Origin of the sequence: Streptomyces sp. NPDC059743 (genome assembly GCF_042732975.1) — a bacterium.
In the GTDB taxonomy this organism is placed as follows: domain Bacteria; phylum Actinomycetota; class Actinomycetes; order Streptomycetales; family Streptomycetaceae; genus Streptomyces.
In genome coordinates this window covers 108,365-132,899 of sequence record NZ_JBHWGS010000020.1, presented here as the reverse complement: position 1 = coordinate 132,899, position 24,535 = coordinate 108,365, and the positions used below count along the sequence as shown (strand labels likewise).

The window sequence follows — 24,535 nt, the reverse complement described above, 5'->3', positions numbered from 1 at the left end:
GCAGTGTGCGGGGCGCGGGTGTGCTCGAAGCGTGGCGGCCTTGTGGCAGGGCTGTGCGCCGGGGCTCGGCGGGCGCCCGGCCGGGCGAGGCTGGAGCCCGTCATGGTGGGTGTGGGGGGAGTGGGACACATGGGCTTCTGGGGTTATCTCGTGGTGGGCCGCAGCGATCGGCCGCTCGCGGAGGAACCCGCGCTCTCCGCCGTACGGTCCGAGCTGACGCTCCATCAGCGGCGGTCGGACGGCTGGCAGGTGTGGCGCCATCCCAGCGAGCCCGATATCGGTGACATGGGCGCGCTCGCCCGCGCCATGGGATCGCCGGTGCTCTTCGGCTTCGTGATGGGCAGCGAGTGCGTGGCGGTGGAGGCGGCGGCGCCGGGGAGCGGTTCCTGGTACGCCTGTCTGGCCCGGGAGCCGATGGCCCGTCATCTCGCGCCGAGCGGCCTGGAGCTGGAGGAGCTCTTCCTGCCGGCGGAGGACGCGGCGCGGCGGGCGGCCGACTGGGCGGCCGAGGCGGGCGGGACGGCCGAGCCGGAGACGCTCCTCGATGTACTGAGCGCGCGGCGGCCTGAATCATTCGCCGAAGTGCTCTTCTTCCGGCTGCTCGACGGGCTCGGAATTCCGGGCGTACCGGATCTTCGTGGTGTTCCGGACCGGGTGGAGTGATGCGTACGCGGCCCGGAAGGGGGTCGCGGGTCATCTACGCGCGGTGACCGAGTGACGTATTCCAGCCGCCCGGCGCAGTAGTGGTCAGTACCGCCAGTACGCCCAGTACCGCCTCCGCGACGGGAGACTTGAATGAGCCTGGTGAAGCTGATCGCACAGGCGGATGCTCGTGGCCTGGCCGCGAGCGGACTCGCCTGCCTCGACCGATGTCTGCCGCTGCTCGCGGACGACGCCGATGTGCTGCGACCGCTGTGGGCGGGTGTGGCGGTCCGTGAACAGGACTGGCCGGACCGGCTGGCCGCGTCACGGCAGGCCGTGGAGGCCGCCGCGTCGGTTCTGGACGCCGAGCCGGGACCTGAGCAGGGGACGACGTCGGAGCCTGGGCCTCAGCCGGAGCCTGGGTCTGACGTGGCTTCGGCTGCCGAGAGCGTGGCGCTCGTACGGACCATGCTCGCCTCCGCGCCCGCGGAGTGGGCGGCCGGGCCGCTGCGCGACTGGGCGGAGATCTGCTCCGTCGCCGCGCTGGAGATCCATCAGAAGCTCGACGCGGTGGGCGAGGGCGGGAGCGCCGCCGCCGCGGAGCGGCTGGCACGGGCCCGCGAGGACACGGCCGCGGTCTCGGACGCGGTGGACGGCGCGGAAAGTACGGACGGTGTCGGCCCGCTGGTCGCCGGTGAACTCCGGCGCCAGATCCGCATCCTGGAGATCCTGGCCGAGACGGACGGGCCCGCCGGTGTGCGCCAGGCCATGGATCTGTCGACCGAAGGACAGCGCGTGCTGCGCGCGGTGGTCTCACGGCGCGCCAGGGCACAGGGCTGACACGCGAGGCCGCGTACGGGCTGTGAGGCGTAAGCGAGAGCGACTTCGGGGACCGGATGCCGGAGGCCGGAACTGTCGTACGGCCGACCGCGCGCCGGATGCCGCGCCAGACGCTTCAGGAGGACGACCGGGGCCGCCACCCCCCACAGGAGAGGCCCCGGTCGCCGTCCGCCGGAGCCGCAGTGCGGCCCCGTACTCATCTCAGCGCCGTGGATGCGTTTTCTGTCACACCGCATAACGTCAGCAAGTTGTTGCAGGTTGTACAAGTCATGGACGAGAGCGCGGGAAGGCCGTAGCGTTCAGGAACGCGTGAGGCGGCGCGGCAGTGACCAGCCGCGATTTCAGGACAGGTTGTGGGAGTGCTGGGGGACGACGCGGAGCTGACCGCCGCGGTGCTCGCGGCACAGGACGGGGACGAGGACGCCTTCCGTACTGTGTACCGCGCGGTGCACCCGCGGCTGTTGGGCTATCTACGGACACTCGTCGGTGAACCGGACGCCGAGGACGTGGCCTCCGAGGCATGGCTCCAGATCGCCCGTGACCTCGGCCGGTTCACCGGGGACGCCGACCGCTTCCGCGGCTGGGCCGCCCGTATCGCCCGTAACCGCGCGCTCGATCACATCCGGATGCGCGGCAGGCGCCCGGCCATCGGCGCCGACGAGACCGAGCTGACCGGTCAGCCCGCCGAGTCCGACACGGCGGACGAGGCCATCGAGGCGCTCGCCACCGGCCGGACGATGGCGCTGATAGCGCGGCTGCCGCAGGACCAGGCCGAGGCCGTCGTGCTGCGCGTGGTGGTCGGACTCGACGCGAAGAGCGCGGCGCGGACGCTGGGCAAGCGGCCCGGCGCGGTACGGACGGCCGCGCACCGCGGACTCAAGCGGCTGGCGGAACTTCTTGACTCCGATGAGGAATGTCCTGGTTATCCCGATAAGTCCGGTGGTACTGACGGCTCTCGGGAAAACGCTTACTCCCGGGACGGCCGGTCCGGCGGAGGTACGGGCGGTACGGGTGGCAGGTCCGGCGACGCGGACGGCGGCGCGCCCGGTGATGCGCCCGGCGGTACGTCCGGAGCGGCGGCCACCGGATCCGGCGACGCGCCCGACGGCGGCGGTCATCGCGGCGCGCGCCGTGCCTCCGCAGGTCACGGCGGCGGACTCGGTGCCGTACCGCCACAGCGCACCGCTCGACCGGAGGTCGCGGCGTCCGCGGGTGTGACGCATTCGCGCCTGCGGACGCAGAAGGACATGTGATGGCCGACGAGCGTGACGCGTGGCTCGACAAGGACGCGGCGGAGAGTTTGCTGCGAGGTGAGCCCGTGGAGGCCATGGATGAGCATGTCCTGGCCAGAACCGAACGGCTCACCGAGGCCTTGCGGGACATGGCCGCCGTCACGTACGCAAACGACATCGAACTCCCCGGCGAAGCCGCTGCCTTGGCCGCCTTCCGCCGCGCGAGGACGGCGGGCGGGAGCGCGACGGGCGCGGTGGGCGCCGGTGCCGGTGCTGGCGTCGGGGCGGCTGCCGGTGTCGGCGGGAGTCTGCTCGGTGCGGTACGGCTCGCCGCCGCGTCCGGTGACACCGGCGCACCGCGCCTCGGCCGGCCCGTACGGAGAGGACTCGCCGTGGCGGTGGCCGGCTGCGCGCTCGGCGGTATCGCCGTCGCGGCGAGCGCCGGAGTCATGCCGCCGCTGTTCGCGGGCGAGCACGATCCCGTACCGGCCAACTCCGTTTCGTCGGTGACGACTCCGGGACCACGCGTCTCCGGACCGTCCGACGGCGGCCGGGACACCGCCGGTCCCTCGGAGACTCCGGGACCGGACCGCGAGGAACTGTTCACACCGCATCCCTCGTCCGAGGAGGGCCCGGACGGCACCGACGGCGCGCATGCGGAAGGCGATTCCGGGCAGGACGAGGACGGCGCGCTCGCCGGGAGCGGTCTGTCGGCCTCGGCGCAGGGACACCGGGCGGGCACGCTGTACCGCGAGACGCTCGACACCTGCCGCGCCTATCGCGACGGCACGATCGACAAGGAGCGCAAGGCGGCCCTGGAGTCGGCGGCCGACGGCACCGGAGGAGCGAAGCGTTTCTGCGACCGGCTGCTGGACGGCAAGGGCGATACGGACGACAAGGGCGGCAGCGGAGGCCACGACGGCAGAGGCGACGGCTCGGTCCGCAACGGCCATGGCGACGACAACGGGCAGGGCCCGGAGAACGGCAACGGCAATGGCAACGGGGCCGGTGGCGGAGGAAAGGACAACAACGGACCGCCGGACGGCCCGGTCCTCTGGGCGCCGACTCCGTCGTCCGTCGCCCCGACGCCACTCCTGACACCCGTACCGTCCACCACACACCCGGACCCGGATCCGGACGGATCGTCGCTCCCGCCACTCTGACCTGCTGGTTCCCTGTCATGGGCCATCAAGTGTGACGTTTTTCCGGACCGTGACGCAGTTAAGAGTGAGCCGACTGGTCATCGGCCGCGCATCGAGCCGGGGTTCCCCCCGTACCTTCGGCTCAGCGCACTAGGCGCGGGCGGGTCACGTTCCCCCGGTCCCGCCCGCGCCATCCCGCCTTTGCGCCTAAGCCGACGCCGCTTTCGCAGATGTGGTTGCTGTGGCTGGGGGTTGCTCAATGGCGGAGACGTGCCTCCGGTGGGCGGCGTCCAGCACCCTTCGGACCGCCCGGTAAACGGGCCACTCTCGCGGGCGCGGGGCCGGACCGAGACGGTACAGGCTATTTGGCGGGCGCCGCGTGCCGTCGCGCTGGCTACGATGCGGCCATGATCCGCACAGTGGTCCTCGACATCGGTGAAACCCTCGTACGCGATGACCGCTACTGGGCCTCCTGGGCCGACTGGCTCGGCATGCCGCGGCATACGATCTCGGCTCTCGTCGGGGCCGTCGTCGCGCAGAGCAGGGACAACGGCGACGCCTTGCGCCTGGTGCGGCCGGACATCGATATCGACGCCGAGTACGCGGCGCGTGAGGCGGCCGGCCGGGGCGAGCAGCTTGACGAGTCCGATCTCTATCCGGACGTACGGCCCGCGCTGGGCGGTCTACAGGCACTCGGGATCCGTGTCGTGCTCGCGGGCAACCAGACCGTCAAGGCCGGTGACCTGCTGCGCCGCCTCGATCTGCCCGCCGATCTGGTGGCCACCTCCGCCGAGTGGGGCGTCCCGAAGCCGGACCCGGAGTTCTTCGCCCGTGTCCTCGATGCCGCGGGGACCCTTGGCCACGAGACGCTGTACGTGGGCGACCATCCCGCGAACGACTTGTTCCCCGCCCGGCGGGCTGGTCTACTCACCGCGCACCTGCGGCGTGGTCCGTGGGGCCACCTGTGGGCGGATGACCCGGCAGTGGTCGACGCCGCGGACTGGCGAATCAACAGCCTCATGGACCTGACGGCCCTCTGACATCCGAGCGGGTGCGAATCGTCCGATACTGCCAGCTGGGCGCGCCTGCGCTTCTCAGCTCTCCGCGACCGTATGCGCGACCGCAGCCAGCGCCCGTCGCCAGGGGAACTCGGCGGGACGGCCGTTCTTCGGGCGATGTGACTCGTACCCATCGGGGCCGTCCAGGTACCGCACCCCCTGCGCGCGGAGATCCACGATGCTCCGGGCCACTGCCGGCTGGCCGCCTTGGGCCTGGTTGAAGTACGGCATCGCAAGCACGGGCACGCCCATGTTCACGCCCTCCGACACGAGTCCTATCGCGAGCGTGTCCGCAATGCCCGCACCCCACTTGTTCAGACTCGTGGCGGACAGCGGAGCCACCAGCATCGCGTCCGCCTTCGGCAGGGCGTCGGACTGCCACGGCAGCTTGTACTGCGACCGCACCGGATGCCCTGTCAGCGTCTCCAGCTCGGCCATGCGCGGCTCCCACCAGCGGGCCGCCGACGGCGTCAGGATCAGGCAGACGTCCCACCCGACAGCCTGAGCCTGCCGGACGCCTTCGTCGATGTACTGAGTGGGGCCGGCAGCGCAGGCGATCAGATAGAGAACTCGCGTCGTCATGCCCGGAGTCCACCAGATCGCCACGCATGGCGTCGCTCACCGGCCCGTCAGCTCGGTCAGGCGCCGGTCCAGCTCGCTGTCGAGATCAGGGTCGCTTGACGGACAGCCGGGTCTACGCACGGTCAAGCGGTCGCGCCTCGTGCGCGGCAGCAATCGCGTCGATCCGCCGGGCCAGATCGAAGTCTGCTTCCGTCAGACGGTGTCCTGCATCGTGCGTCGTGATCCCGAACCGCACCCGGTCCCACCGCAGGTCGATGTCCGCGTGATGACCGATCAGCCGCTCAACGTCCGCGACATGCACGATCATGGCCACGCCGCCGTGATACCGGATCCCGTACGTACGGGTGATCTCGTCCCCGGACCGTCCCCACCCCGGTACGGCCTCCAACTGCTCGGTGATCTCCTGCTCGGTCAGTGGCGGTAGGTCTGCCATGTCATCCCCTTCCGGTCACCGGGGCCAAGACCTCTCTCAGGTCCCGGCCGACCGGGGCATCCTGCCACGGCCGCATCGCCCGCTCCAGCGTCACGAGCTCCCTGCGCATACGGGCCGACCGGGTCTCCACCGCGATCGTCGCGACCGTACGAGCGATGTCCACGGCCTGATCCGGTTCCCGCGCGACGGCGGCGGCCGTGGCTTGCCGGGCCATGTAGACCCCGCGGTCGCGGCGTGCCGTCTCGGGCACGACGTCGAGGACCTGCGCCCACAACGCGCCCGCCTCCGCCCCGAGACCAAGGCGCCCGTAGCAGGTGGCGCGCTGCACCTCCAGATACCCCGGCGTCCTGCGGCACGCGTTGCCCCAGGGCAGGTCATCATCGACGGACGCAAGGAGCCCGTCAGCCTGGTCGATGAGCTGGTCGACTGCCGGACGGTCGCCGACGAGGCTGGCTCCGTGCGCCTGCTGCTGAAGGGACATCACGCGGACCTTCGAGGCGAGACGGTGGGCGTCGTCGAGGGCGGCCTCGCACAGGTCGATGACCGCGTGGCCGTCGCCCAAATCGGTCCGCACCTGGGCCTGGTTCACCAGCGAATAGCCGATCAGGTTGGGGTCCCGGGACCGCATCGCTATTTCCTGCGTCACCCCGCGCCAGAAGCTGGCACCGTCCATGTCACCAGCGTCCTGGTAGAGCCAGCCAACGAGTGCGGCGTATGCCGCGCCGACACGGAGCAGGCCACGGCGCGTCTCGCCCGTAGCGCTCCGGACAAGCTTGTCGATGAGTTGGTACTGCGCGGACACTGTGCCGATCAGGTCGTGCGGGCCAAGGAACATATCCGCCCTGTAGTGGCCTTCCAACTGCTGCTGAAAGTAGTCGATCAGCGCGGGGTCGACATGCTGCCGGCCCACGGGGCCCGGGGCCAGCGCCGCGGCGGTGACGGATACGAAAGCGCGGCGTTTCACGTCGGCCTCTTCGTGATGCTCGGGCCGGATCCAGCCCGGCGGAGTGGTGAAACCGAGGTCCTCCGGCCAGCGGCCGAGCGCATCGTGCAGGACGACCGCGGTCTCCTCCGGCGGCCAGCCCGGACGGTCACCTTCCCACCGCCGCCATGTGCGGGCGGACACGGTGAACTGGCGGTCGTCCAGGAGCTGCTGCCCATGCTCTTGCAGTGCGGCGGCGGCAGATTCAAGGGTGCGCCAGCCACGGCGAAGCCGAGCTGCTCTCAGCGCATCGTTGCGGCTCACGGCACCAGTCTTCCCCGTCATCGCTCGCACTTTCTGCCATGGCCGCTACATGGCCGCTGATGGCCACGCAACGGCCTATTCCGTACCGGACGTGCACTTCCATCATCGGTGTGAACGCCAGCGGGGCGCCCAGGAATCGGATGTGCAGCCCCCTGAAACGACTTCCCCCGGGGGACGGACGCCATGAATGAGCCACCAGCCGTACAGGATGCCGCCGACACTGACTCCCTGCCGCTCGACTTCGCCACGATGGTGAAGACGGCGCGGCGTTTGCTCGACTCGGGTGCCCGAGTGCTGGAGCCGGAGGTGGCCGCGTTGCAGTTGCGTGGCTTTCTGGGGCTGCTGGTCCCGGAGGCGGAGCAGCAGCTCGGGAGTTTCTCCTCGGCCGGTATCGAGGAGGCGCGGCGGCGTATGGACGCCGGTCCCGGATCGCTCGGGACGGTTCGGTACGTGCATGCCCTGGCGCGGTCCGTTCTCACGTTGTGCGCGTACCTGGGTCACGGTCGGGAGCCCGGCGTGCCTGAGTCCCCGCGGGCCTGGGCGCCGCCGGCCGGGACGGCCATGGTGCTGGTGGCCGCCGGGCGGTACTGGGACGCCGTACGGGTACGCACCAATGTCGGCGAGCGTGTGATCAAGCACCTGGGCGGCAACAGCGGCGCGGTCATCCAGGACATGTACGGGTCGGCCCTCTACTGGCTCGTGGCTCCGGGTACCGCGGACGCGTGGGACCTTCCGTCGGAGCAGGTTGTGCCGTTGGGCGTCGCGACGTTCGTGGCGGTACCGCCCGCGCATTTCACGGACACGTCCCGCCGCATCCGCTGGGCCGTCCCGCTGACCGCGACGCGCTACCTGACCGACGCCGAGCTGCTGCACGGTGCCCTGGCCGCAGAGATCACGGTAACCGCATGACGACCGAGCCCGAGCGGCCGACGATCTGGCAGCAGGCACTCAAGTGGTCCGGGAGCCCGCCACCACGGCCGCCACAGCCAGCGGAGCTACCAGTAGATGACGACCTTGTCGCCCGTGCGGACCTCGTCGAAGAGTGCGGCGATCTTTGGTTCGTCGCGGACGTTGACGCAGCCGTGCGAGGCGCCTGTGTAGCCGCGGGCTGCGAAGTCTGCGGAGTAGTGGACGGCTTGGCCGCCGCTGAAGAACATCGCGTACGGCATCGGTGTGTCGTAGAGCGTCGAGACATGGTGACGGGACTTCCAGCCCACGGTGAAGGTGCCCTCGCGGGTCGGGGTGTACTGAGAGCCGAAGCGGACGTCCATCGAGGACTTCACCGTGCCGTCGACCATCCAGGAGAGCGTGCGGCTGTTCTTGCTGATGCACATCACCCGGCCCTTCAGGCACCGTGGATCGGGCTTCGCGACCGGTCTGGTGGTGGGCGGGCGCAGTTCGTCGCGGGTCGGCCGGTCCGTCAGGGCGAGCAGTCGCTCCCAGGTGACGGCGTCCGTCTCGCCGGTGGCGTCCAGGCCGCGCTTGGTCTGGAAGGAGGCGACGGCGGCGGCCGTGACCGAGCCGTAGTAGCCGGTGGGAGCGCGGTCGAAGTGGCCTATCTGGCGCAGCCTGGCCTGGAGTTCCCGTACCTGCTCGCTCTCGTCGCCGCTCGCCATCAGCGGCCTGGGCCTCGGCTCCGGTTCCGGCGTCGGTGCGGCCTCGGGCGTGCTCTCGCTCGGCGTGGGCGCGGGCGGCGGGAGTGTCGTACGGTCGGCCGCCGGGCGCGCCGACGGTTCTCCGGACTCCGTCCGCGACGGCTCGGCCGACTCACTGCCGGGCGTGACGGACGCTCCCACCGGAGCGCCGCCCGGCTTGGCGTCCGCCGACGGCCCGCCGCCCGTGGGCTGCACCGTACAGCCGACACTCACCGCCAGCACGGCGGCCGTGGCGAAGCCCGCGCCGAAGCCCGCGCGTAGGGCTGATGTCCTGAGCACTGTCATCCCCCTGTCTCTCTGTCTCTCCCGTGTCCCGCGTCCCATGGCATGGCATGTGTTCCTTCAGTCTTCCCTCAGACAGCTTTCCGCCCGGAAGGGTTGCGCAAGCACGGAGGTAACCATCGCCGCCGTCCCGCGTGTGACCCGTCGCCCGGTGTACGTCTGCCATTACAGTCCGTCAGGAAGTCGGTGGCAGCGACGGATGAACCAACGGGAGGCGGAACGATGGCAAGTGAGCCCGGCGGCACCCGGACCACCGAGAGCGGACTGCCCGTCGAGCCCGTCTACGGTCCCGGCGCACTGGCCGGCTGGGACCCGGCCGAGAAGCTCGGCGAGCCCGGTTCGTATCCCTTCACCCGTGGGATCTATCCGTCGATGTACACGGGCCGGCCATGGACCATGCGCCAGTACGCCGGCTTCGGCACGGCCGCCGAATCCAACGCCCGCTACCGGCAGTTGATCGCCCACGGTACGACCGGCCTCTCCGTCGCCTTCGATCTGCCGACCCAGATGGGATACGACAGCGACGCGCCGATCGCGAGCGGCGAGGTCGGCAAGGTCGGCGTCGCGATCGACTCGGCCGACGACATGCGGACGCTCTTCGACGGGATTCCGCTCGGCCAGGTCTCCACCTCGATGACCATCAACGCGCCCGCCGCCCTCCTGCTGCTCCTCTACCAACTCGTCGCCGAGGAGCAGGGCGTGTCCGCCGCCGCGCTGACCGGCACCGTCCAGAACGACGTACTGAAGGAGTACATCGCGCGCGGTACGTATATCTTCCCGCCCAAGCCCTCGCTGCGGCTGACCGCCGACATCTTCCGCTACTGCCGCGCCGAACTGCCCAGATGGAACACCATCTCCATCTCCGGCTACCACATGGCGGAAGCCGGAGCCACGCCCGCGCAGGAGATCGCGTTCACGCTGGCGGACGGCATCGAGTACGTACGGACCGCCGTCGCCGCCGGCATGGACATCGACGACTTCGGGCCCAGGCTCTCCTTCTTCTTCGTCTCCCGCACGACGATCCTCGAAGAGATCGCCAAGTTCCGTGCCGCGCGCCGGATCTGGGCCAGGATCATGCGCGATGAGTTCGGCGCCCGCGATCCCAAGTCGCAGATGCTGCGCTTCCACACGCAGACGGCGGGCGTGCAGCTCACCGCGCAGCAGCCCGAGGTCAATCTCGTACGGGTGGCGGTGCAGGGACTCGCGGCGGTCCTCGGCGGTACGCAGTCGCTGCACACCAACTCCTACGACGAGGCCATCGCCCTGCCGACGGACAAGGCGGCCCGGCTCGCGCTCCGTACGCAGCAGGTGCTCGCGTACGAGACCGATGTCACCGCCACCGTCGATCCGTTTGCCGGTTCGTACGCCGTCGAGCGGATGACGGACGAGTTGGAGGCCGCGGCGGTCGCGCTGATGAGCCGCGTCGAGGAGCTCGGTGGCGCGGTCGAGGCGATCGAACGGGGCTTCCAGAAGGGCGAGATCGAGCGCAGCGCGTACACCGTCGCCCGGGAGACCGACAGCGGCGAACGCGTGGTCGTCGGCGTCAACCGCTTCACCATCGACGGGACCGAGGAGGAACCGTACGAGCCGCTGCGCGTCGATCCCGCGATCGAGGCCCAGCAGGCGGCCCGGCTGGCCCGGCTGCGGGCGGAGCGCGACCGGCGCGCGGTGGACGGAGCGCTCACCGCGCTGAAGAAGGCGGCGGAGGGCATGGACAATGTGCTCCCGCCGATGAAGTCGGCGCTGCGGGCGCGGGCGACGGTGGGAGAGGTGTGCGACGCGCTGCGTGAGGTGTGGGGGACGTACGTGACGACGGACGCGTTCCGAGGCTGATCCGCGGCCGGAGAGCCGGGCGGCCGGGCGGATGAACGAGCGGTTGAGCGCGTGCTGAACTCGACATGGCCGAACCCAAATGCGTCCGTTCGTGCGCGTGTGCGACACTCCGCTCCATGCTGGGTGTCACTGATCTGCCGACCTATCTGGTGGGCCTCGTTCTGATCGTTCTGCTGCCGGGACCGAACTCGCTCTATGTGCTCTCGGTCGCGGCCCGCCGCGGGATACGCGCGGGTTACACCGCGGCGGCCGGTGTCTGGTGCGGCGACACGGTGCTGATGGTGCTCTCGGCCGCGGGCGTCGCCTCGCTCCTCCAGGCCAATGAACTCCTCTTCGGGATCGTCAAATACGCGGGTGCCGGATATCTGACCTGGCTCGCGATCGGGATGCTGCGCACGGCCCGGTCGCTCTGGCGCACTCGGCACCAGCACGAGCAGACCGCCGCGTCCGGCGCCGCTGCCGCGTCCGGCGAAGCGTCCGGTACGCCGTCGGACGTGACGGTCGCCTCGCCGGCCGCGGTCGAGCGGCCGTACCGCAGGGCCCTGGTGATCAGCCTGTTCAACCCGAAGGCGATTCTGTTTTTCATCTCCTTCTTCGTGCAGTTCGTCGACCCGGGATACGCGCATCCCGCGCTGTCGTTCGTCCTGCTCGGGCTTCTCGCCAATCTGGCCAGCGCCCTCTATCTCTCCGCCCTCATCTTCGGCGGCACACACCTGGCCGCCGCCTTCCGCCGCCGCAAGCGCCTCTCGGCGGGCATGACCTCGGCGGCGGGCGCGCTGTTCCTCGGTTTCGCCGTCAAGCTCTCCCTGAGCAGCGCCTGAGCCGAACGAGAGGCCCTGGCCGAACCAGGGGCTCTAGTCGGTGCAGGTGACCCTGGTCCACTCGACATACGACTCGGCCGGATCGCTCGCCGTCCCGGAGCTCCAGTGCCGCACGGTCGGCGTCGAGGCGAGGTCCTGGATCGTCCACGAGGCGCCGGTGTCCGTGCCGTTGCGGTAGAGCCTGGCCTCGCCGCCGCTGCCCGTGACGACCTTCCACGAAGCGAGCGCGCCCGCGGTGGTGCCGGCGTAGACCCGGGACCACTGGGTCTCGCCCTTCCGTATCGAGTACACACCGTCGGACTGGAAGGTCAGCATGAGACGGCGGGCTCCCGTGTCGACGCGTACCGCCATGGAAGTGCCCACACCGTTGCTGGTGTTCAGCACGCTCGGATCGGTGACCTGCCCGCGGAAGTCGAGCGTGGGATCACACATCCGCGCGGTGTCCCGGCGCGCCTCGCTCACTCCGCCGCCCGCGTTCCGCAGCCGCAGCCGGTTGTCCGTGGTGACCGCGACCGTGCCGCCGTTGGGCGTGGCGGTCCAGCCGGACAGATCGTTCCAGGTGGTGCTGGTGATGTCGCGGGACAGACCGAAGCTGTCGACCTGGGCCGCGGCCGGATCGGCGGCCGTGCCGGACGACCACACCTGCGTACGAGGCGGTGCGGTGCTGTCCTGGACGGTCCAGAAGGCGCCGGTCTCCAGCGAGTCCTTGTAGAGCGTGGCCCGGCCGGCCGCGTCGACGACCGCCTTCCAGGTGTGCCATTCGCTGTCGTTCGCGCCGGTCAGGATCCTTGTCCAGGTGCCACTGCCGTTCGGCGCGTAGACACCGTCGGACTGGATGCTCAGCGCGAACTGCCTGGCGCCGGTGTTCACCCGTACCGCCAGGCTCGCGCCGGTTCCCGTGGCCGGATCGAGAGCCGAGTAGTCGGTCACCTTGCCGCGTACGGTCATGATGAAGCCGGCGGGCGGGCCGTACACGCGGCTGACGGAGGCCGCGCCGGAACCGGTGCTGCGCAGGGCGAGTTCACCGGCCGGTGCGATCGAGACGGCGCCGCCGGGATCGGTCGTCCAGCCGCCCAGGGAGTCGAACTCGCTGGTCACATTGGTGAAGGCGTCGGAGACATCCAGCTTGCTGAACTTGATCCCGCTGGTGTCGTGCTCCCAGGCGACGAAGTACTTGCCGGGCGCGTACTCGTCCGCCATCGCATAGGTGTCCCAGCCCGCGCCGGTGCCGGTGGTGACGGCGGGCCCGTCCGCCAGGAACTGTCCCGCGCCCCATCGCTCACCGGGCCGCTTGACCTTGTAGTACAGGACCGAGCGGGACAGCGCGGGCGTCGGGCCGGTCCAGGCCTGGCCCGCGGTGTTGTAGATCGCCAGGTACTGCCCGTTGCTGTCCTTGGCCAGGAAGCCCTTGGTGTTGTAGTTGGGGATGTCGGTGTCGAGCCGGAAGTCCGACCAGGTCAGCCCGCCGTCGGTGCTGGTGGAGGTGACCGCGTAGGCAGGGCCGTCGATGTATGCCTCCGCCGGGTACGACCTGGCGCGCGCCGCCATCAGCAGTGTGCCCGGATCGTTCTGGTCCACCACGATCTGCGGCTCACCGCCCTTGTAACCGGACGGGTCCGGGACATATCCGCCGAGCGTCCAGTGCACCAGGTCGGTGGAGCGCAGCACACCGCTGTTGTTGCCCGACCAGAAGGGCATGATGTGCGTGGAGCCCAGGGTGAGCGGGCGGCCCGCGATGACGAGGTTGTTGATCGCGGGAGTCTCGACGGCGAAGTCCTGCCAGGTGTGGCCGTTGTCGAGACTCCGCTTGGCCGTCATGGTGACGGGCAGGCCGGTGGTGGAGGTCGCGGGCGTCCGGCCGAGATAGGCGTAGAGGGCGTCACCGGCCTTGTAGAGCGTGACGTAGTGCCAGGCGTACTCCGCGGTGGTGGCGGCGAGAGGCGTGGTGGGACGGACCCAGGTCGCTCCGCCGTCGGTGGTGTAGGCGTACTTGATCACGCCCATGTCCACCTTCCCGGCGTCGAGCCCTTCCCGCCAGGCCACCACGGCCTCATTGGCGTTCACGGCCACGACGTCGGGCGTACGGGAGCCGTCGCCCGCGGCCTGGGTGTTCGAGTAGACGGTCGTCTCGCCGGAGATTCCTTCGGCGGCGGCCGGAAAGGCGTTGACCATCAGGGCCGCCATCATAAAAGCGGCCAGTAGAGCAGCGATAGCGGTTCGGTATGAAATTCCCGGATTTCCTGGATTTCCCGGGTTTCCCCAATTTCTTCTTGTCTCGGTCATGGAATTACCTGGACCCCCCTGGTCGGTGTTTCCTGACCCGCTGCTGCGGCCCGGACCATCTTGAGCGGCGAGTGATCCGTCCACAAGAGGGGGATCAACGAGGGCGTACGGGTCCTACCTGCTCTTTTTCCGCCACGACACGTGACGGCTCCGAACGTACGGTGACGACCGGCAGCTCGGGCGGGCAGGTCCCTGCCCGGTCCGAGAAGCGACGTTTCCCGGACGGATGTATTGAGTTCACCTTCGAGTCGTGTGCGTTTCCTAGCTTGTTGCCGACCCGCCATTCGTCAGCGGGGCAGCAAACGCTTGGAGAAGCATGACAATGGGCCGTAACCGATGGCCGAGGCCGCGTAACGGGGGGAGTCCGGCCGTTACGCCCGACAGTGGAGCACCACAGGCCCGGATCAATCCGGTCGAGCTGGAGGACTGCATTCAGGCCTGCGCCGTCCACAGCGGCAAGCTGGTGGCCAGCCTGGACCGCAAACGCACGGAGCTCGCGGAGAAGCTGCGCGGTCTGCTCGCCACCTACGCCCTGACGCAGTCCTCGGCCGCCCGCGCCTCGGCCACCTCCGGCGGCGGCGCCACCGCGCTGCTCCGGCGCAGCGCCAAGGCCGCCACCGGCAGCGGCGGCAGCAACCTCAGCAGCGAGCTGCTCGACGCCCTGCTGGCCGTCGGCAACAAGGCGCTGGAGTGCCGTTACGACGACGAGCTGAAGCTCGCCGCGCTCATCAGCGACACCGTGCTCACCGCCCGCAAGGGATCGCGGGCCGGCTGGCGGCTGCGTGCCAGAACGCTGGAGGCCCTGGGCGACGAGGCCGGGACCATCGAGGCGTACGACCGCTATCTCGCGCTCACCGACGACGACGGATTCGGCGTCGTGTCCAGGAACGCCGGCCTGCGCATCGGCCGGCAGCGCCAGGAGGAGCTGCTGCGGCTGCTGGAGAGCGAGTCCCCGAGGGCCGCGCTCCACGGCGGACCGGCCACCGACGTCTGGGCCGAGGGCCTCGCCCTGAACGACCTCGGCGACTGGGCCCAGGCCGAGCCGCGGCTGGTCGGCGCGCTCCTGACCATGGCCCGGGACACGGCGTATCCGGTGCAGGACCTCCAGGAGGCCATCGCGCACTATCTCGATCTGCGGATCGGTGTGAACGCGGGCGACGCCTCCGAGCTGCGCGATCTCGTCGGCCTCTACGCCGAGCAGCGCAGAAACCGGCTCCGCGGCCCGGTCGCGGACCCGACCTTCGGCGATGTCGAGTGGCTCACCCTCGGTGAGTTCCGCAACCAGATCGCCGGCAAGTCGATCTGTCTGATCGCCAACTCCCAGCGCGTCGGCAACGGATCGATGGGCCGCGAGATCGACGCGTACGACCTCGTCGTGCGCTTCAACTCGTACAAGATCGACGCGCCGGCCACCGGCAAGCGGACCGACATCCATGTCTCCATCCACAAGCACGGCTTCAACTGGGACCAGAAGGTCACCACGCGGCTGATCTTCGGCGGGATCTCGGGCGACTGGAAGTACTCCCTGCGCAACCGGCTGGTGCCCGGAGCGCAGCAGTATCTCGGCGACGAGTCCCTGCGCTGGCCGGTGCGCAACATCGGCAAGCTGGGCGCCGATGTCTGGAGCTCCATCCCGACCAGCGGTTTCAACATGCTCTGGCTGCTGGACTTCCTGGACGTCAGCCCGAAGCTCGATCTGATCGGCTTCGACTTCTACGAGAGCGGCGCCTACCGCCTCAAGGAGGCGATGAAGATGCCCATCACCTCCGTGCACGAGTACACCAGCGAGAAGGCGTGGGTCATGGAACGCGCCCAGAGCGTGACCGATGCGAGGATCTCCCTGCGATGACCGCCACCACCTTCTCCGCCGTCGGCCGTCCCTCCGCCGCCGCGTCCGCCAGCGCGCTGACGGGCAAGCGTCGCGTCGCGTTCGCGAGCTTCGTCGACGAGAACTATCTGCCGGGCTTCCTGGTGCTGCTGCGCAGCCTCGCCCTCTCCAATCCCGGCGTGTGCGAGGACTTCATCGTCCTGCACGACGATCTGCGGCCGTCCTCCATCGCCAAGATCCGCGCGCTGCACCCGCGTATCGAGCTGCGCCGTGTCGACGCGGCCCGTTACGACTCGTACGCCAAGGGCGACCAGGACAACTACCTGGTGCGCAAGGCGTACTTCATCCTCGATGTGTTCCGTATCCGGGACTACGACACCGTGATCACCCTGGACACCGACATGGTGGTGCTGGGCGATCTGGGCGAGCTGCTGAAGCTGCGCGACGGGCTCGCGGCCGTACCGCAGTTCTTCTACGGCCAGCACAAGCTCAACAGCGGTCTCCTGGTCATCCAGCGCGAGTATCTGAGCGACGAGTTCTGCGCGCGGATCGACGCCGTGGGCCGCAGCGGCGACTACGAGCTGGACAAGCACGACCAGGGCATCCTCAACGCCGTCCTGGACGGTGACTTCGTCCAGCTCGACAGCCGCTACAACTTCGTCAAGCGGCGGCTCTCCGGCGATCTGGCCGTACCGGACGAGACCGCGATCCTGCACTTCACCGGGCGGCACAAGCCCTGGCAGGGCGGCGAGCACGGCTACGGCAAGGCCGAGGACCGCTGGCGCGAGTTCGAGCTCTCCGACGCCGAGTTCCATGCCGCGTACATGGCGGGATCCGGGGCCACCCACCACGATCTGCTGGTGCACTACGGCACGCCGCATGTCGCCCGTACCGGCGATGTGGAGTGCGCGCGCCGGGTGGCGCTGGCGCACATCGGCGCGGGCGGGTTCCAGGAAGCCGTGGACATCCTCGGCTCCGTGCATATCCCGGTGGACTCCGCCTGGCCGCACGAGGTGTACGGAAACGCGCTGATGAGCGTGTCCCGTTACGAGGAGGCGGAGGCCCAGCTCCTGCTGGCGACCTCGGCTCCCAACCGGGCCGCGACCTCCTACTCCCGGCTGGCCCAGATCGCGTGGATCCACGGCGACGACGAGACGGCGCGCAGCTACGCGCTGGACGGGCTCTCCGTCGATCCCACGCACCGGGCCAACCGGCTGATGCGGCTCCGTACGCAGGATGTGCCGGGACCGCGCGAGGGCGCGCCCGAGGACCAGCTCGCCCATGTCGCCTTCTACATGCCTCAGCAGGGCAACGCGGGCGACAAGCTGCTGCCGGAGTCCGTACGGCTGACCTTCGACTCCGAGACCGGGCCGCGCCGCTGGCACTCGATCCACGCCCACCGCTACTTCGACGAGGCGGCGCTGGAGCGCGTCAACTCCCGGCGCGGACTGGTCATCGGCGGCGGCGGGCTGTTCATCCCGGACACCGCGCCCAACGGAAACAGCGCCTGGCAGTGGAACGTCCCGGACGACCACCTCAGGGGGATCGACGTACCGATCGTGGTGTACGCGGTCGGCTTCAACGCCTTCGACGGCCAGTCGTACCGCGCCGAGCGCTTCAACGCCAGTCTGCGTCTGCTGGTCGAGCAGGCGGCCTTCTTCGGGCTCCGCAACCACGGCTCGATCGAGAAGGTCCGCGCGCTGCTGCCGGCCGAGCTCCAGGACAAGGTGCGCTTCCAGCCCTGCCCGACCACGGTCACCCGGCAGCTTGTCGACGGCTGGACCGATCCCGCGTTCCGCGAGAACACGGTCATGATCAACGCCGCGTACGACCGGGCCGGGCTGCGCTTCGGCCATGACTACGCGCACTTCCTCGCGGAGATGGCCAAGGCGGTGCGCGCGCTGGGCGAGCACGCCGAGGTGAAGTGTGTGGCGCACTCGCTGGACGACGAGAAGATCGCCTTCGATCTCCGTCGTGAGCACGGCATCTCGATGCCGGTCATCCCGATGTACGACTTCGAGAACGACGAGATCCGGGACACCTACGCCCGGACGAAGCTGGTCATCGGTATGCGCGGACACGCGGGAATGATCCCGTTCGGCTGCGGGACGCCGATCATCAGCCTGATCTCGCACCCGAAGATGGCGTACTTCCTGTCCGACATCGAGCGCCCGGAGTGGGGCGTCTCCGTCCACGACAAGAACCTCGGCGCGGTGCTCACCGAGCGCGCGGTGGGACTGCTGGACGATCACGCCGCGTCCGTCGCCGATGTGCACGGCCGGCAGCAGGAGCTGTGGAAGATCACTCAGGCGAACGCGGCGGACCTGCGGACGATCCTGGGGACTCCGGTCCGCTGATCCTTGTCTGATCCTTTTCCTCGAACGCCGGGCGGGCTGGAATCCAGGCCCCCCCGCGGTTGGCGTTCGAGGACGAAATCGGCTCCGGGGCCTGGGCCCCGGAGCCGCGGTCCTAGCTCGCGCCCTTGAGCACCGCTCTGCGCAGCCTCCGGGCCCGGCGCACCATCCGCTGGGCGGTCGGGTTGCGCGGCAGCCGGTTGAGCTGCTCCGGGATACCGCCGGGCAGCCCGAGCGAGGTGAGCCGACGCCGCTTGAAGTACCGCCACGTCCGGTCGTTCAGCCGCTCAGAGAGATAGCTCTCGGCCGTGGGCCGCAGCTCCGGATACATCCGGTGCTGCATCGCGTAGCCGACGGTCGCGACCAGATCCGCGAGCCGTGTCTCCGGCTCCTGCTTCTCCTCGCCGTTCAGCGGCGGCAGCAGCGCGTCCACGATCGTCAGCGGTACGCGGTTGCTGTTCTGGTACGGGGTGAGCCGCTCCAGCAGCAGTTCCGTGCCCGTGCGCGCCACCGGGATGCCGTAGAAGGCGGAGGCCGTGAGCAGCGCCGTGGAGAAGCAGCCGACGACCAGCGCCGGCTTCAGCCGCCGGTACAGCACCTCGGCGAGCACCGGCGAGTCCAGGATGGTCAGCTCGGCGCCGAGCTTCTCCGCCTCCCGCTCAAGACGCTGCGACCAGACCGCGGGCGCGGTGGGATGCGGCTTGAACACCACCTCGGTGTGGCCGAGCGCGACCGCTCCGCGCACCATCCGGATATGCAGCTCCTCCTCCTCGCGCTCGCTGATGATGCCGAGCGCGGAGAGGTACTGGCCGAGGAGCAGCGCGGGCGGCGCCGACGGCGACCGGATCCCGGTCACGGCGTCGGAGAGCTGGTCCAGGACGCGGATGAACGCGTCCGTCGGCACCAGCTCGGGCCCGACGCCGAACTCCGTGAGGAGCAGCGGCTTGAGTCCCGGTACGAGGTCGAGATGGAGCAGCCGGCGCACACGCTCGCCGACCAGCGGGTCGATCTTGTTACGGGTGGGCCCGTAGCTCATCAGCCCGTCCGCATACACCTCAAGGCTCGCGTCGGTGAGGATCTGCGCGATCGCCAGGGCCGGATTGACCTGGATCGACTCCACGATCAGCTCGACGCGGTCGTCGCCCAGACTCCAGGCCAGCCGCAGATGGCGCTCCCACATCGGGATGTCCTCGGGCCGCGGCTCCCAGACTCCGGGATGCGAGGGCGCGATCGTCTCGTTCCACGACACGAGATCGTCGAACCGGTCACGGAGCTGCTCGAATCCCGGCATCTCGTTCACCGAGGGCGTCAGCTCGGGCGTGCCCGCGTTGTTGCTGACGAGCAGCACCCGCCGGGCGGCCGGGCGGAAGAGACCGGCGTCGATCGCGGCGGCGATCGTGGCGGCTCCGTAGAGCGTGGAGGCGCAGAAGATCTGCGTCGTCCTGCGGTCGGACCGGTCCATCAGGCCGCCGCCTTTCCGGACGAGGAGACCATCCGCCGGCGCAGCCGGCGCAACTGGGCCGAGCGGTCCAGATCCATCGAGTCGAGTGCTTCTTTCAGGAGGTCCTGCGGCAGTCGCTTCAGGGCGGCGGCGCTCATCGTACGCAGCTGGCGCGCCACGGCCGGTTCGAACCGGTCCTTCGCCGCGAGATGGTGGGCGATGATCGCGCAGTACGTACGTACGGCCTTGGGCAGAAAGCGGTCGGCCTCCGCGTCCTTCGCGGTCTCCTCGATGACCTGGTCGAAGGCCCGGATGAAGTCGAGCTGCCGTACATCGCCGATCTGGGTGAGGGACGAGGCGACTCCGCGCCGGTAGAAGACACCGAGCAGTCCGACGACGGCGAAGGACTCCGCCTCGCGGTGCAGCCGCCAGATCCACGGCCGGTCCTCGGCGGTCCGCAGCCCGTCCGTGAAGTGCACCACACCGCGGTCGACCAGACGCCGGTGGTAGGCGCCGGCCCAGGCGTACGCGTAGTCGACGGAGTTCGTGCGGTTCACCGGCAGGATCGCGTCGCGCGGCTTCAGCACCTCGTCGCGGCGGCCGACCGGGACGCGGTGGATCGTCCGCTCCCTGGCCGTGAACTGGACATGGTCGGTCCGGACGAAGTCGACGCCCAGCCCTTCGATGGCGGCCACGAGCCGCTCGAAGTGGCCGGGCGCCGCCCAGTCGTCGCCGTCGAGGAACGTCACGTACTCACCGCGCGAGGCGTCGAGTCCGGTATTGCGTGCCGTAGCCAGTCCGCCGTTCTTTTCATGTCTGAGCAGGACCGCTCCTGGAAGATCGCGGGCGGCCTGTTCGAGAATCTCGGGGGTTCCGTCGGTCGAACAGTCGTCGACCAGCAGGAACTCGAAGTCGTCGCGGCTGTTCGCGCGAAGGCTTCTCAGGGTTTCGAGGGCGTATGTCTGCACGTTGTAGAACGGCACGACGACGGAGAGCTTGACCACGACCGGAGACGCTAGGCGGCACAAGACCATTCGTTCTGACATCTGGGCGTATGGAAGGTGAACGAAGGATGGCGGAACCGTGAAGCACGGCTCTCCTGGGCCGACTTCGCCATCCGTAGATGTGTTGTTAACCCTTTATTGCCATTGAGTTCGGCCGACAAACGGAAACTCTTTCTAACGTCCTCGTCGTGCCATCACGTACCAATGAAGCGGTCCGGGTCGCAGTGCTCGCCGACTCCGACACCCGGTGGAAGTGGGGTGCGCTGACCGCGCGCCGCATTGCCCCGGAAGGCCGCTCCACCGAGCTGAGCGGCTATCTGCTGCGCGGCAGAGCCACGCCCACCGCCCGCCAGCTCGCCGAGGTCGGCGCGGAGGCGGACGCGCTGCGTGAGGTGACCGGCACCGCGTTCCTCCAGACGCTGCGCGAGAAGGAGTACGACCTCGTCGTGCTCGCCCTGGTCGGCGGCGCCGTACAGGCCATGCTCCACGGGATATCCGCACTGAAGCTGGCGGACCGGCCGGTGATCGTCACCGGCTATGTGGGCGTTGTCTACGAGAAGCTCTCGGACGGTCTGCTGCTGCGGCACGGCGCGGATGTCGTCCTCGCGAACTCCCGCTTCGACGGCCAGCGCTTCCGCGCCGTCTACGAAGGCGTGGGCGCCGACGCCTCCTCGGTCACCGAGGCCGCGCTGCCCTTCCTCGGCGGTGAGCGCTATGTCCCCGAGGAGGGCCGTGACACGGTCGTCTTCGCCGCGCAGCCGTCCGTACCGGCGAACCGCGCCGACCGCGCCTATCTGCTGAAGCGCCTGGTCGAGCACGCCCGGCTGCATCCGCGCCGCGAGGTCCTGCTGAAGCTGCGCAGCAAGATCGGCGAACACACCACGCATGTGGAGGAGTTCCCGTACCAGCGGCTCGCCGAGAAGGTGCCGGGCGGTCTGCCGCCCAACTTCAAGCTGGTCTACGGGAACATGGGCGAGCTTCTCGACCGGACCGATCTGCTGGTCACCGTCTCCTCGACTGCGGCCCTGGAAGCCCTCCACCGGCGCATTCCCACCGCGATCCTCACCGATCTCGGCGTGCGCGAGCCGCTCGGCAACCACCACTTCATCGGCTCCGGCTGTCTGGCCTCCTGGGACCAGCTCGACGGCGGCGGACGCCCGCGCGCCGACGCCGTCTGGGCGGACCGCCAGGGCGTCGCGGCCGACGGCTCGTACTCCTCGGCCTTCGACACGGCGCGCAAGCAGGTCGCCAAGCTGCTCGACGGGCCCGTGCTGCCGCCGCTGAACCCGTACTACACGGCCACCACCGCGCCCGGCTATCTGCCGGGCCTCCTCGCCCGCTACCACCTGGCGGCGGACGGCACACCGCTGCCTTCGGCGGCCAAGGCGGCGGCGGGCGGCAACGGCGGAGTCCGCCGGGTGGTGCGCGAGGCGGTACGGGGAGCGGCGCGCGGCGCGTACCGGCACGGCGTACAGCGCGTGGCTCCCGTCATCCGGCGTATGGGCGACCTGTGACGCGCCGCGACACCTCGTACATCCCGTACACAGCGCCACCGGCACGAGCACAGGCAGCACCAGCACAGCCGGCACCCGTACAGGCAGAAGAACAGCACCGAGCCGCAGTAGAGCCAGAGCAAGAAGCACGAGCCGCACAGCAACCCGCCGCGGAGGCAGCACCCGCGGACCAAGGAGTACAGATGACCGTCCTCGCGGTAATTCCCGCACGCGGCGGATCCAAGGGCGTACCCGCGAAGAACCTCGCACCCGTCGGCGGTGTCCCGCTCGTCGTACGCGCCGTGCGCGCCAGCCTCGCGGCCCGGCGCGTCACCGATGTCGTCGTCTCGACCGACGACGCGGCCATAGCCGAGGCGGCACGCTCCGCCGGTGCCGAGGTCGTCCTGCGTCCCGCGGCGATCGCGGGCGACACCGCGACCAGCGAGGCCGCCGTCCTGCACGCGATGGACGCGTACGAGGCGATGCGCGGCGTGGCCGCCGATGTCGTACTGCTCGTCCAGTGCACCAGCCCGTTCATCACGGCCGAGGACCTCGACGGCGTCGCGGGCGCAGTCACCGAGGACGGCGCCGACAGCGCGCTGACCGTCGCGCCCACGCACGGCTTCATCTGGCGCCAGGACAGCGCGGGCAGCGCCGACGCCGGAGCCTCGGGCGGCTACGGCGTCAACCACGACAAGTCGAACCGGCCGCGCCGCCAGGACCGTCCCCAGGAGTATCTGGAGACCGGCGCCGCCTACGCGATGCGCGCCGACGGCTTCCGCGCCGCCAAACACCGCTTCTTCGGCCGTACCGCGCTCGTCAAGACCGACGCCGCCCGGGTGCTGGAGATCGACGATCCGCACGACCTGGCCCGCGCCCGCGCCCTCGCGCCGCTGCTCGACCCGGCCGTCCTGCCCACGTACGACGATGTCGACGCCGTGGTCCTGGACTTCGACGGGACGCAGACCGACGACAAAGTGATGATCGACTCCGACGGCCGCGAGACGGTCACCGTCCACCGCGGCGACGGACTCGGGATCGCCGCGCTGCGCCGCTCCGGCCTGGAACTGCTCATCCTCTCCACCGAGCAGAACCCGGTCGTCGCCGCGCGCGCCCGCAAGCTTCAGGTGCCGGTGCTCCATGGCATCGACCGCAAGGACCTCGCACTCAAGCAGTGGTGCGACGAGCACGGGATCACGCCCGAGCGCGTGCTGTACGTCGGCAACGACGTCAACGATCTCCCGTGCTTCGGCCTCGTCGGCTGGCCGGTGGCCGTCGCGAGCGCCCATGACGCCGTACGCGCCGCCGCGCGTGCCGTCACCACGACCCCCGGCGGCGAAGGGGCGATCCGCGAGATCGCCGCCTGGCTCCTCGGTCCGGGTCTCCAGACCCCCCACACGAACACCCTCAACAAGTAAGGACCCACCCATGAGCACCGACGCCACCTCCCGCCTGCGGACTTTCGGCACGCGGACCGCCGGCCCCGGCCAGCCCGTCTATGTCACGGGTGAGATCGGCATCAACCACAACGGCGAGCTGGACAACGCCATCGCCCTGATCGATGTGGCCGCCGAGGCGGGCTGTGACGCGGTCAAGTTCCAGAAGCGCACCCCGGAGATCTGCACGCCGCGCGACCAGTGGGACATCGAGCGCGACACTCCCTGGGGCCGGATGACGTACATCGACTACCGTCACCGCGTCGAGTTCGGCGAGGACGAGTACCGCGCCATCGACGAGCACTGCAAGGAGCGCGGGATCGACTGGTTCGCCTCCCCGTGGGACACCGAGGCCGTCGCCTTCCTGGAGAAGTTCGACCTGCCGGCCCACAAGGTGGCCTCCGCGTCCCTGACCGACGACGAGCTGCTGCGCGCCCTGCGCGCCACCGGCCGTACGGTCATCCTCTCCACCGGCATGTCGACGCCGAAGCAGATCCGGCACGCGGTCGAGGTCCTGGGCAGCGACAACATCCTGCTCTGCCACGCCACGTCGACGTACCCGGCCAAGGCCGAGGAGCTCAACCTGCGCGTGATCAACACGCTCCAGGCGGAGTACCCGAACGTGCCGATCGGCTACAGCGGCCACGAGACCGGTCTCCAGACCACGCTCGCCGCCGTCGCCCTCGGTGCCGCCTTCGTCGAGCGCCACATCACCCTGGACCGCGCCATGTGGGGCTCGGACCAGGCCGCCTCGGTCGAGCCGCAGGGCCTCCAGCGTCTCGTCCGTGACATCCGCACCATCGAGGCCTCCCTCGGTGACGGTGTCAAGAAGGTCTACGAGTCGGAGCTCGGCCCGATGAAGAAGCTCCGCCGTGTCGCGGGCGTCGTCGCCGAGTCTGCCGCCGCCGAGTCCTCGGCGGTCTGACGGCC

The 24,535-nt window shown here is 69.9% G+C and carries 20 protein-coding genes; 13 read left to right on the top strand and 7 right to left on the bottom strand.

Annotated elements, in window-relative coordinates:
* Positions 1–129 precede the first annotated feature (129 nt).
* The 5 genes from ACFV6H_RS31165 (at position 130) to ACFV6H_RS31145 (ending at position 4,896) form a co-directional block, all read left to right on the top strand.
* Positions 130–663 carry a hypothetical protein gene (locus ACFV6H_RS31165; RefSeq protein ID WP_385548999.1) on the top strand — a complete coding sequence of 178 codons (534 nt, stop codon included), beginning with the start codon at positions 130–132 and terminating at the stop codon, positions 661–663.
* 132 nt (positions 664–795) lie between these two features.
* The gene (locus ACFV6H_RS31160) at positions 796–1,482 is read left to right on the top strand and encodes a hypothetical protein (protein ID WP_385548889.1); all 687 of its coding nucleotides are present in this window, start codon (positions 796–798) and stop codon (positions 1,480–1,482) included.
* A 359-nt stretch (positions 1,483–1,841) separates the two neighbouring features.
* Positions 1,842–2,735 carry an RNA polymerase sigma factor gene (locus ACFV6H_RS31155; RefSeq protein WP_385548997.1) on the top strand — a complete coding sequence of 298 codons (894 nt, stop codon included), beginning with the start codon at positions 1,842–1,844 and terminating at the stop codon, positions 2,733–2,735.
* On the top strand, positions 2,735–3,877 hold the full coding sequence (locus ACFV6H_RS31150; RefSeq protein WP_385548886.1) for a hypothetical protein: 1,143 nt from the start codon (positions 2,735–2,737) through the stop codon (positions 3,875–3,877). Before ACFV6H_RS31155 ends, ACFV6H_RS31150 begins: the two co-directional genes overlap by 1 nt.
* A gap of 386 nt (positions 3,878–4,263) precedes the next feature.
* Positions 4,264–4,896, top strand: coding sequence for an HAD family hydrolase (locus ACFV6H_RS31145; RefSeq protein ID WP_385548883.1), 633 nt, complete (start codon positions 4,264–4,266; stop codon positions 4,894–4,896).
* A 54-nt stretch (positions 4,897–4,950) separates the two neighbouring features.
* Here the strand turns inward: ACFV6H_RS31145 and ACFV6H_RS31140 are convergent, their stop codons facing one another.
* The 3 genes from ACFV6H_RS31140 to ACFV6H_RS31130 form a co-directional block, all read right to left on the bottom strand.
* The gene (locus tag ACFV6H_RS31140) at positions 4,951–5,496 is read right to left on the bottom strand and encodes a flavoprotein (RefSeq protein WP_385548880.1); all 546 of its coding nucleotides are present in this window, start codon (positions 5,494–5,496) and stop codon (positions 4,951–4,953) included.
* A 112-nt stretch (positions 5,497–5,608) separates the two neighbouring features.
* Positions 5,609–5,929, bottom strand: a complete 321-nt coding sequence (locus tag ACFV6H_RS31135) for a 4a-hydroxytetrahydrobiopterin dehydratase (protein ID WP_385548877.1) — start codon at positions 5,927–5,929, stop codon at positions 5,609–5,611.
* Between the two features lies 1 nt (position 5,930).
* Positions 5,931–7,175, bottom strand: a complete 1,245-nt coding sequence (locus ACFV6H_RS31130) for a Twin-arginine translocation pathway signal (protein WP_385548874.1) — start codon at positions 7,173–7,175, stop codon at positions 5,931–5,933.
* 183 nt (positions 7,176–7,358) lie between these two features.
* Here ACFV6H_RS31130 and ACFV6H_RS31125 point away from each other — a divergent pair, with 183 nt between their 5' ends.
* Positions 7,359–8,084: a DUF6415 family natural product biosynthesis protein gene (locus tag ACFV6H_RS31125; protein WP_385548871.1), complete on the top strand. Its 726-nt coding sequence runs from the start codon at positions 7,359–7,361 to the stop codon at positions 8,082–8,084.
* Between the two features lie 86 nt (positions 8,085–8,170).
* On the opposite strand, the gene ACFV6H_RS31120 is transcribed toward ACFV6H_RS31125, so the two are convergent.
* Positions 8,171–9,115, bottom strand: a complete 945-nt coding sequence (locus tag ACFV6H_RS31120; protein WP_385548868.1) for a L,D-transpeptidase family protein — start codon at positions 9,113–9,115, stop codon at positions 8,171–8,173.
* A 219-nt stretch (positions 9,116–9,334) separates the two neighbouring features.
* On the opposite strand from ACFV6H_RS31120, the gene ACFV6H_RS31115 reads away from it, so the two are divergent.
* Positions 9,335–10,945: a methylmalonyl-CoA mutase gene (locus ACFV6H_RS31115; RefSeq protein ID WP_385548865.1), complete on the top strand. Its 1,611-nt coding sequence runs from the start codon at positions 9,335–9,337 to the stop codon at positions 10,943–10,945.
* Positions 10,946–11,061: 116 nt separating this feature from the next.
* The gene (leuE, locus tag ACFV6H_RS31110) at positions 11,062–11,766 is read left to right on the top strand and encodes a leucine efflux protein LeuE (RefSeq protein ID WP_385548862.1); all 705 of its coding nucleotides are present in this window, start codon (positions 11,062–11,064) and stop codon (positions 11,764–11,766) included.
* A gap of 33 nt (positions 11,767–11,799) precedes the next feature.
* Here leuE and ACFV6H_RS31105 read toward each other — a convergent pair whose 3' ends face one another.
* Entirely contained in the window at positions 11,800–13,938 is a 2,139-nt protein-coding gene (locus tag ACFV6H_RS31105) for a sialidase family protein (protein ID WP_385548859.1), read from the bottom strand.
* Positions 13,939–14,371: 433 nt separating this feature from the next.
* On the opposite strand from ACFV6H_RS31105, the gene ACFV6H_RS31100 reads away from it, so the two are divergent.
* Both ACFV6H_RS31100 and ACFV6H_RS31095 read left to right on the top strand, forming a co-directional pair.
* Positions 14,372–15,898 carry a hypothetical protein gene (locus ACFV6H_RS31100; RefSeq protein WP_385548856.1) on the top strand — a complete coding sequence of 509 codons (1,527 nt, stop codon included), beginning with the start codon at positions 14,372–14,374 and terminating at the stop codon, positions 15,896–15,898.
* Positions 15,895–18,234: a glycosyltransferase gene (locus ACFV6H_RS31095; RefSeq protein ID WP_385548853.1), complete on the top strand. Its 2,340-nt coding sequence runs from the start codon at positions 15,895–15,897 to the stop codon at positions 18,232–18,234. Before ACFV6H_RS31100 ends, ACFV6H_RS31095 begins: the two co-directional genes overlap by 4 nt.
* Before the next feature lie 112 nt (positions 18,235–18,346).
* On the opposite strand, the gene ACFV6H_RS31090 is transcribed toward ACFV6H_RS31095, so the two are convergent.
* Entirely contained in the window at positions 18,347–19,693 is a 1,347-nt protein-coding gene (locus ACFV6H_RS31090; RefSeq protein ID WP_385548850.1) for a polysialyltransferase family glycosyltransferase, read from the bottom strand.
* A complete protein-coding gene (locus ACFV6H_RS31085; RefSeq protein WP_384981786.1) occupies positions 19,693–20,676 on the bottom strand; it encodes a glycosyltransferase family 2 protein in 984 nt (327 codons plus the stop codon). The genes ACFV6H_RS31090 and ACFV6H_RS31085 overlap by 1 nt, the downstream gene beginning before the upstream one ends.
* A 188-nt stretch (positions 20,677–20,864) precedes the next feature.
* Here ACFV6H_RS31085 and ACFV6H_RS31080 point away from each other — a divergent pair, with 188 nt between their 5' ends.
* From ACFV6H_RS31080 to ACFV6H_RS31070, 3 genes are all read left to right on the top strand, one after another.
* On the top strand, positions 20,865–22,190 hold the full coding sequence (locus ACFV6H_RS31080; protein WP_093603035.1) for a DUF6716 putative glycosyltransferase: 1,326 nt from the start codon (positions 20,865–20,867) through the stop codon (positions 22,188–22,190).
* A 182-nt stretch (positions 22,191–22,372) separates the two neighbouring features.
* The gene (locus ACFV6H_RS31075; protein WP_385548846.1) at positions 22,373–23,587 is read left to right on the top strand and encodes a cytidylyltransferase domain-containing protein; all 1,215 of its coding nucleotides are present in this window, start codon (positions 22,373–22,375) and stop codon (positions 23,585–23,587) included.
* Between the two features lie 10 nt (positions 23,588–23,597).
* Positions 23,598–24,530 (top strand): N-acetylneuraminate synthase family protein, encoded by a 933-nt coding sequence (locus ACFV6H_RS31070; protein ID WP_093603039.1) that lies wholly within the window; start codon positions 23,598–23,600, stop codon positions 24,528–24,530.
* Positions 24,531–24,535: the final 5 nt, after the last annotated feature.

Bases quoted from the DNA above. Each gene is read 5' to 3' on its own strand.
- ACFV6H_RS31165 (WP_385548999.1), top strand. From the start codon at position 130: ATGGGCTTCTGGGGTTATCTCGTGGTGGGCCGCAGCGATCGGCCGCTC.
- ACFV6H_RS31160 (WP_385548889.1), top strand. From the start codon at position 796: ATGAGCCTGGTGAAGCTGATCGCACAGGCGGATGCTCGTGGCCTGGCC.
- ACFV6H_RS31150 (WP_385548886.1), top strand. From the start codon at position 2,735: ATGGCCGACGAGCGTGACGCGTGGCTCGACAAGGACGCGGCGGAGAGT.
- ACFV6H_RS31145 (WP_385548883.1), top strand. From the start codon at position 4,264: ATGATCCGCACAGTGGTCCTCGACATCGGTGAAACCCTCGTACGCGAT.
- ACFV6H_RS31140 (WP_385548880.1), bottom strand. From the start codon at position 5,496: ATGACGACGCGAGTTCTCTATCTGATCGCCTGCGCTGCCGGCCCCACT.
- ACFV6H_RS31135 (WP_385548877.1), bottom strand. From the start codon at position 5,929: ATGGCAGACCTACCGCCACTGACCGAGCAGGAGATCACCGAGCAGTTG.
- ACFV6H_RS31125 (WP_385548871.1), top strand. From the start codon at position 7,359: ATGAATGAGCCACCAGCCGTACAGGATGCCGCCGACACTGACTCCCTG.
- ACFV6H_RS31120 (WP_385548868.1), bottom strand. From the start codon at position 9,115: ATGACAGTGCTCAGGACATCAGCCCTACGCGCGGGCTTCGGCGCGGGC.
- ACFV6H_RS31115 (WP_385548865.1), top strand. From the start codon at position 9,335: ATGGCAAGTGAGCCCGGCGGCACCCGGACCACCGAGAGCGGACTGCCC.
- leuE (WP_385548862.1), top strand. From the start codon at position 11,062: ATGCTGGGTGTCACTGATCTGCCGACCTATCTGGTGGGCCTCGTTCTG.
- ACFV6H_RS31105 (WP_385548859.1), bottom strand. From the start codon at position 13,938: ATGGTCAACGCCTTTCCGGCCGCCGCCGAAGGAATCTCCGGCGAGACG.
- ACFV6H_RS31100 (WP_385548856.1), top strand. From the start codon at position 14,372: ATGGGCCGTAACCGATGGCCGAGGCCGCGTAACGGGGGGAGTCCGGCC.
- ACFV6H_RS31095 (WP_385548853.1), top strand. From the start codon at position 15,895: ATGACCGCCACCACCTTCTCCGCCGTCGGCCGTCCCTCCGCCGCCGCG.
- ACFV6H_RS31090 (WP_385548850.1), bottom strand. From the start codon at position 19,693: ATGGACCGGTCCGACCGCAGGACGACGCAGATCTTCTGCGCCTCCACG.
- ACFV6H_RS31075 (WP_385548846.1), top strand. From the start codon at position 22,373: ATGACCGTCCTCGCGGTAATTCCCGCACGCGGCGGATCCAAGGGCGTA.
- ACFV6H_RS31070 (WP_093603039.1), top strand. From the start codon at position 23,598: ATGAGCACCGACGCCACCTCCCGCCTGCGGACTTTCGGCACGCGGACC.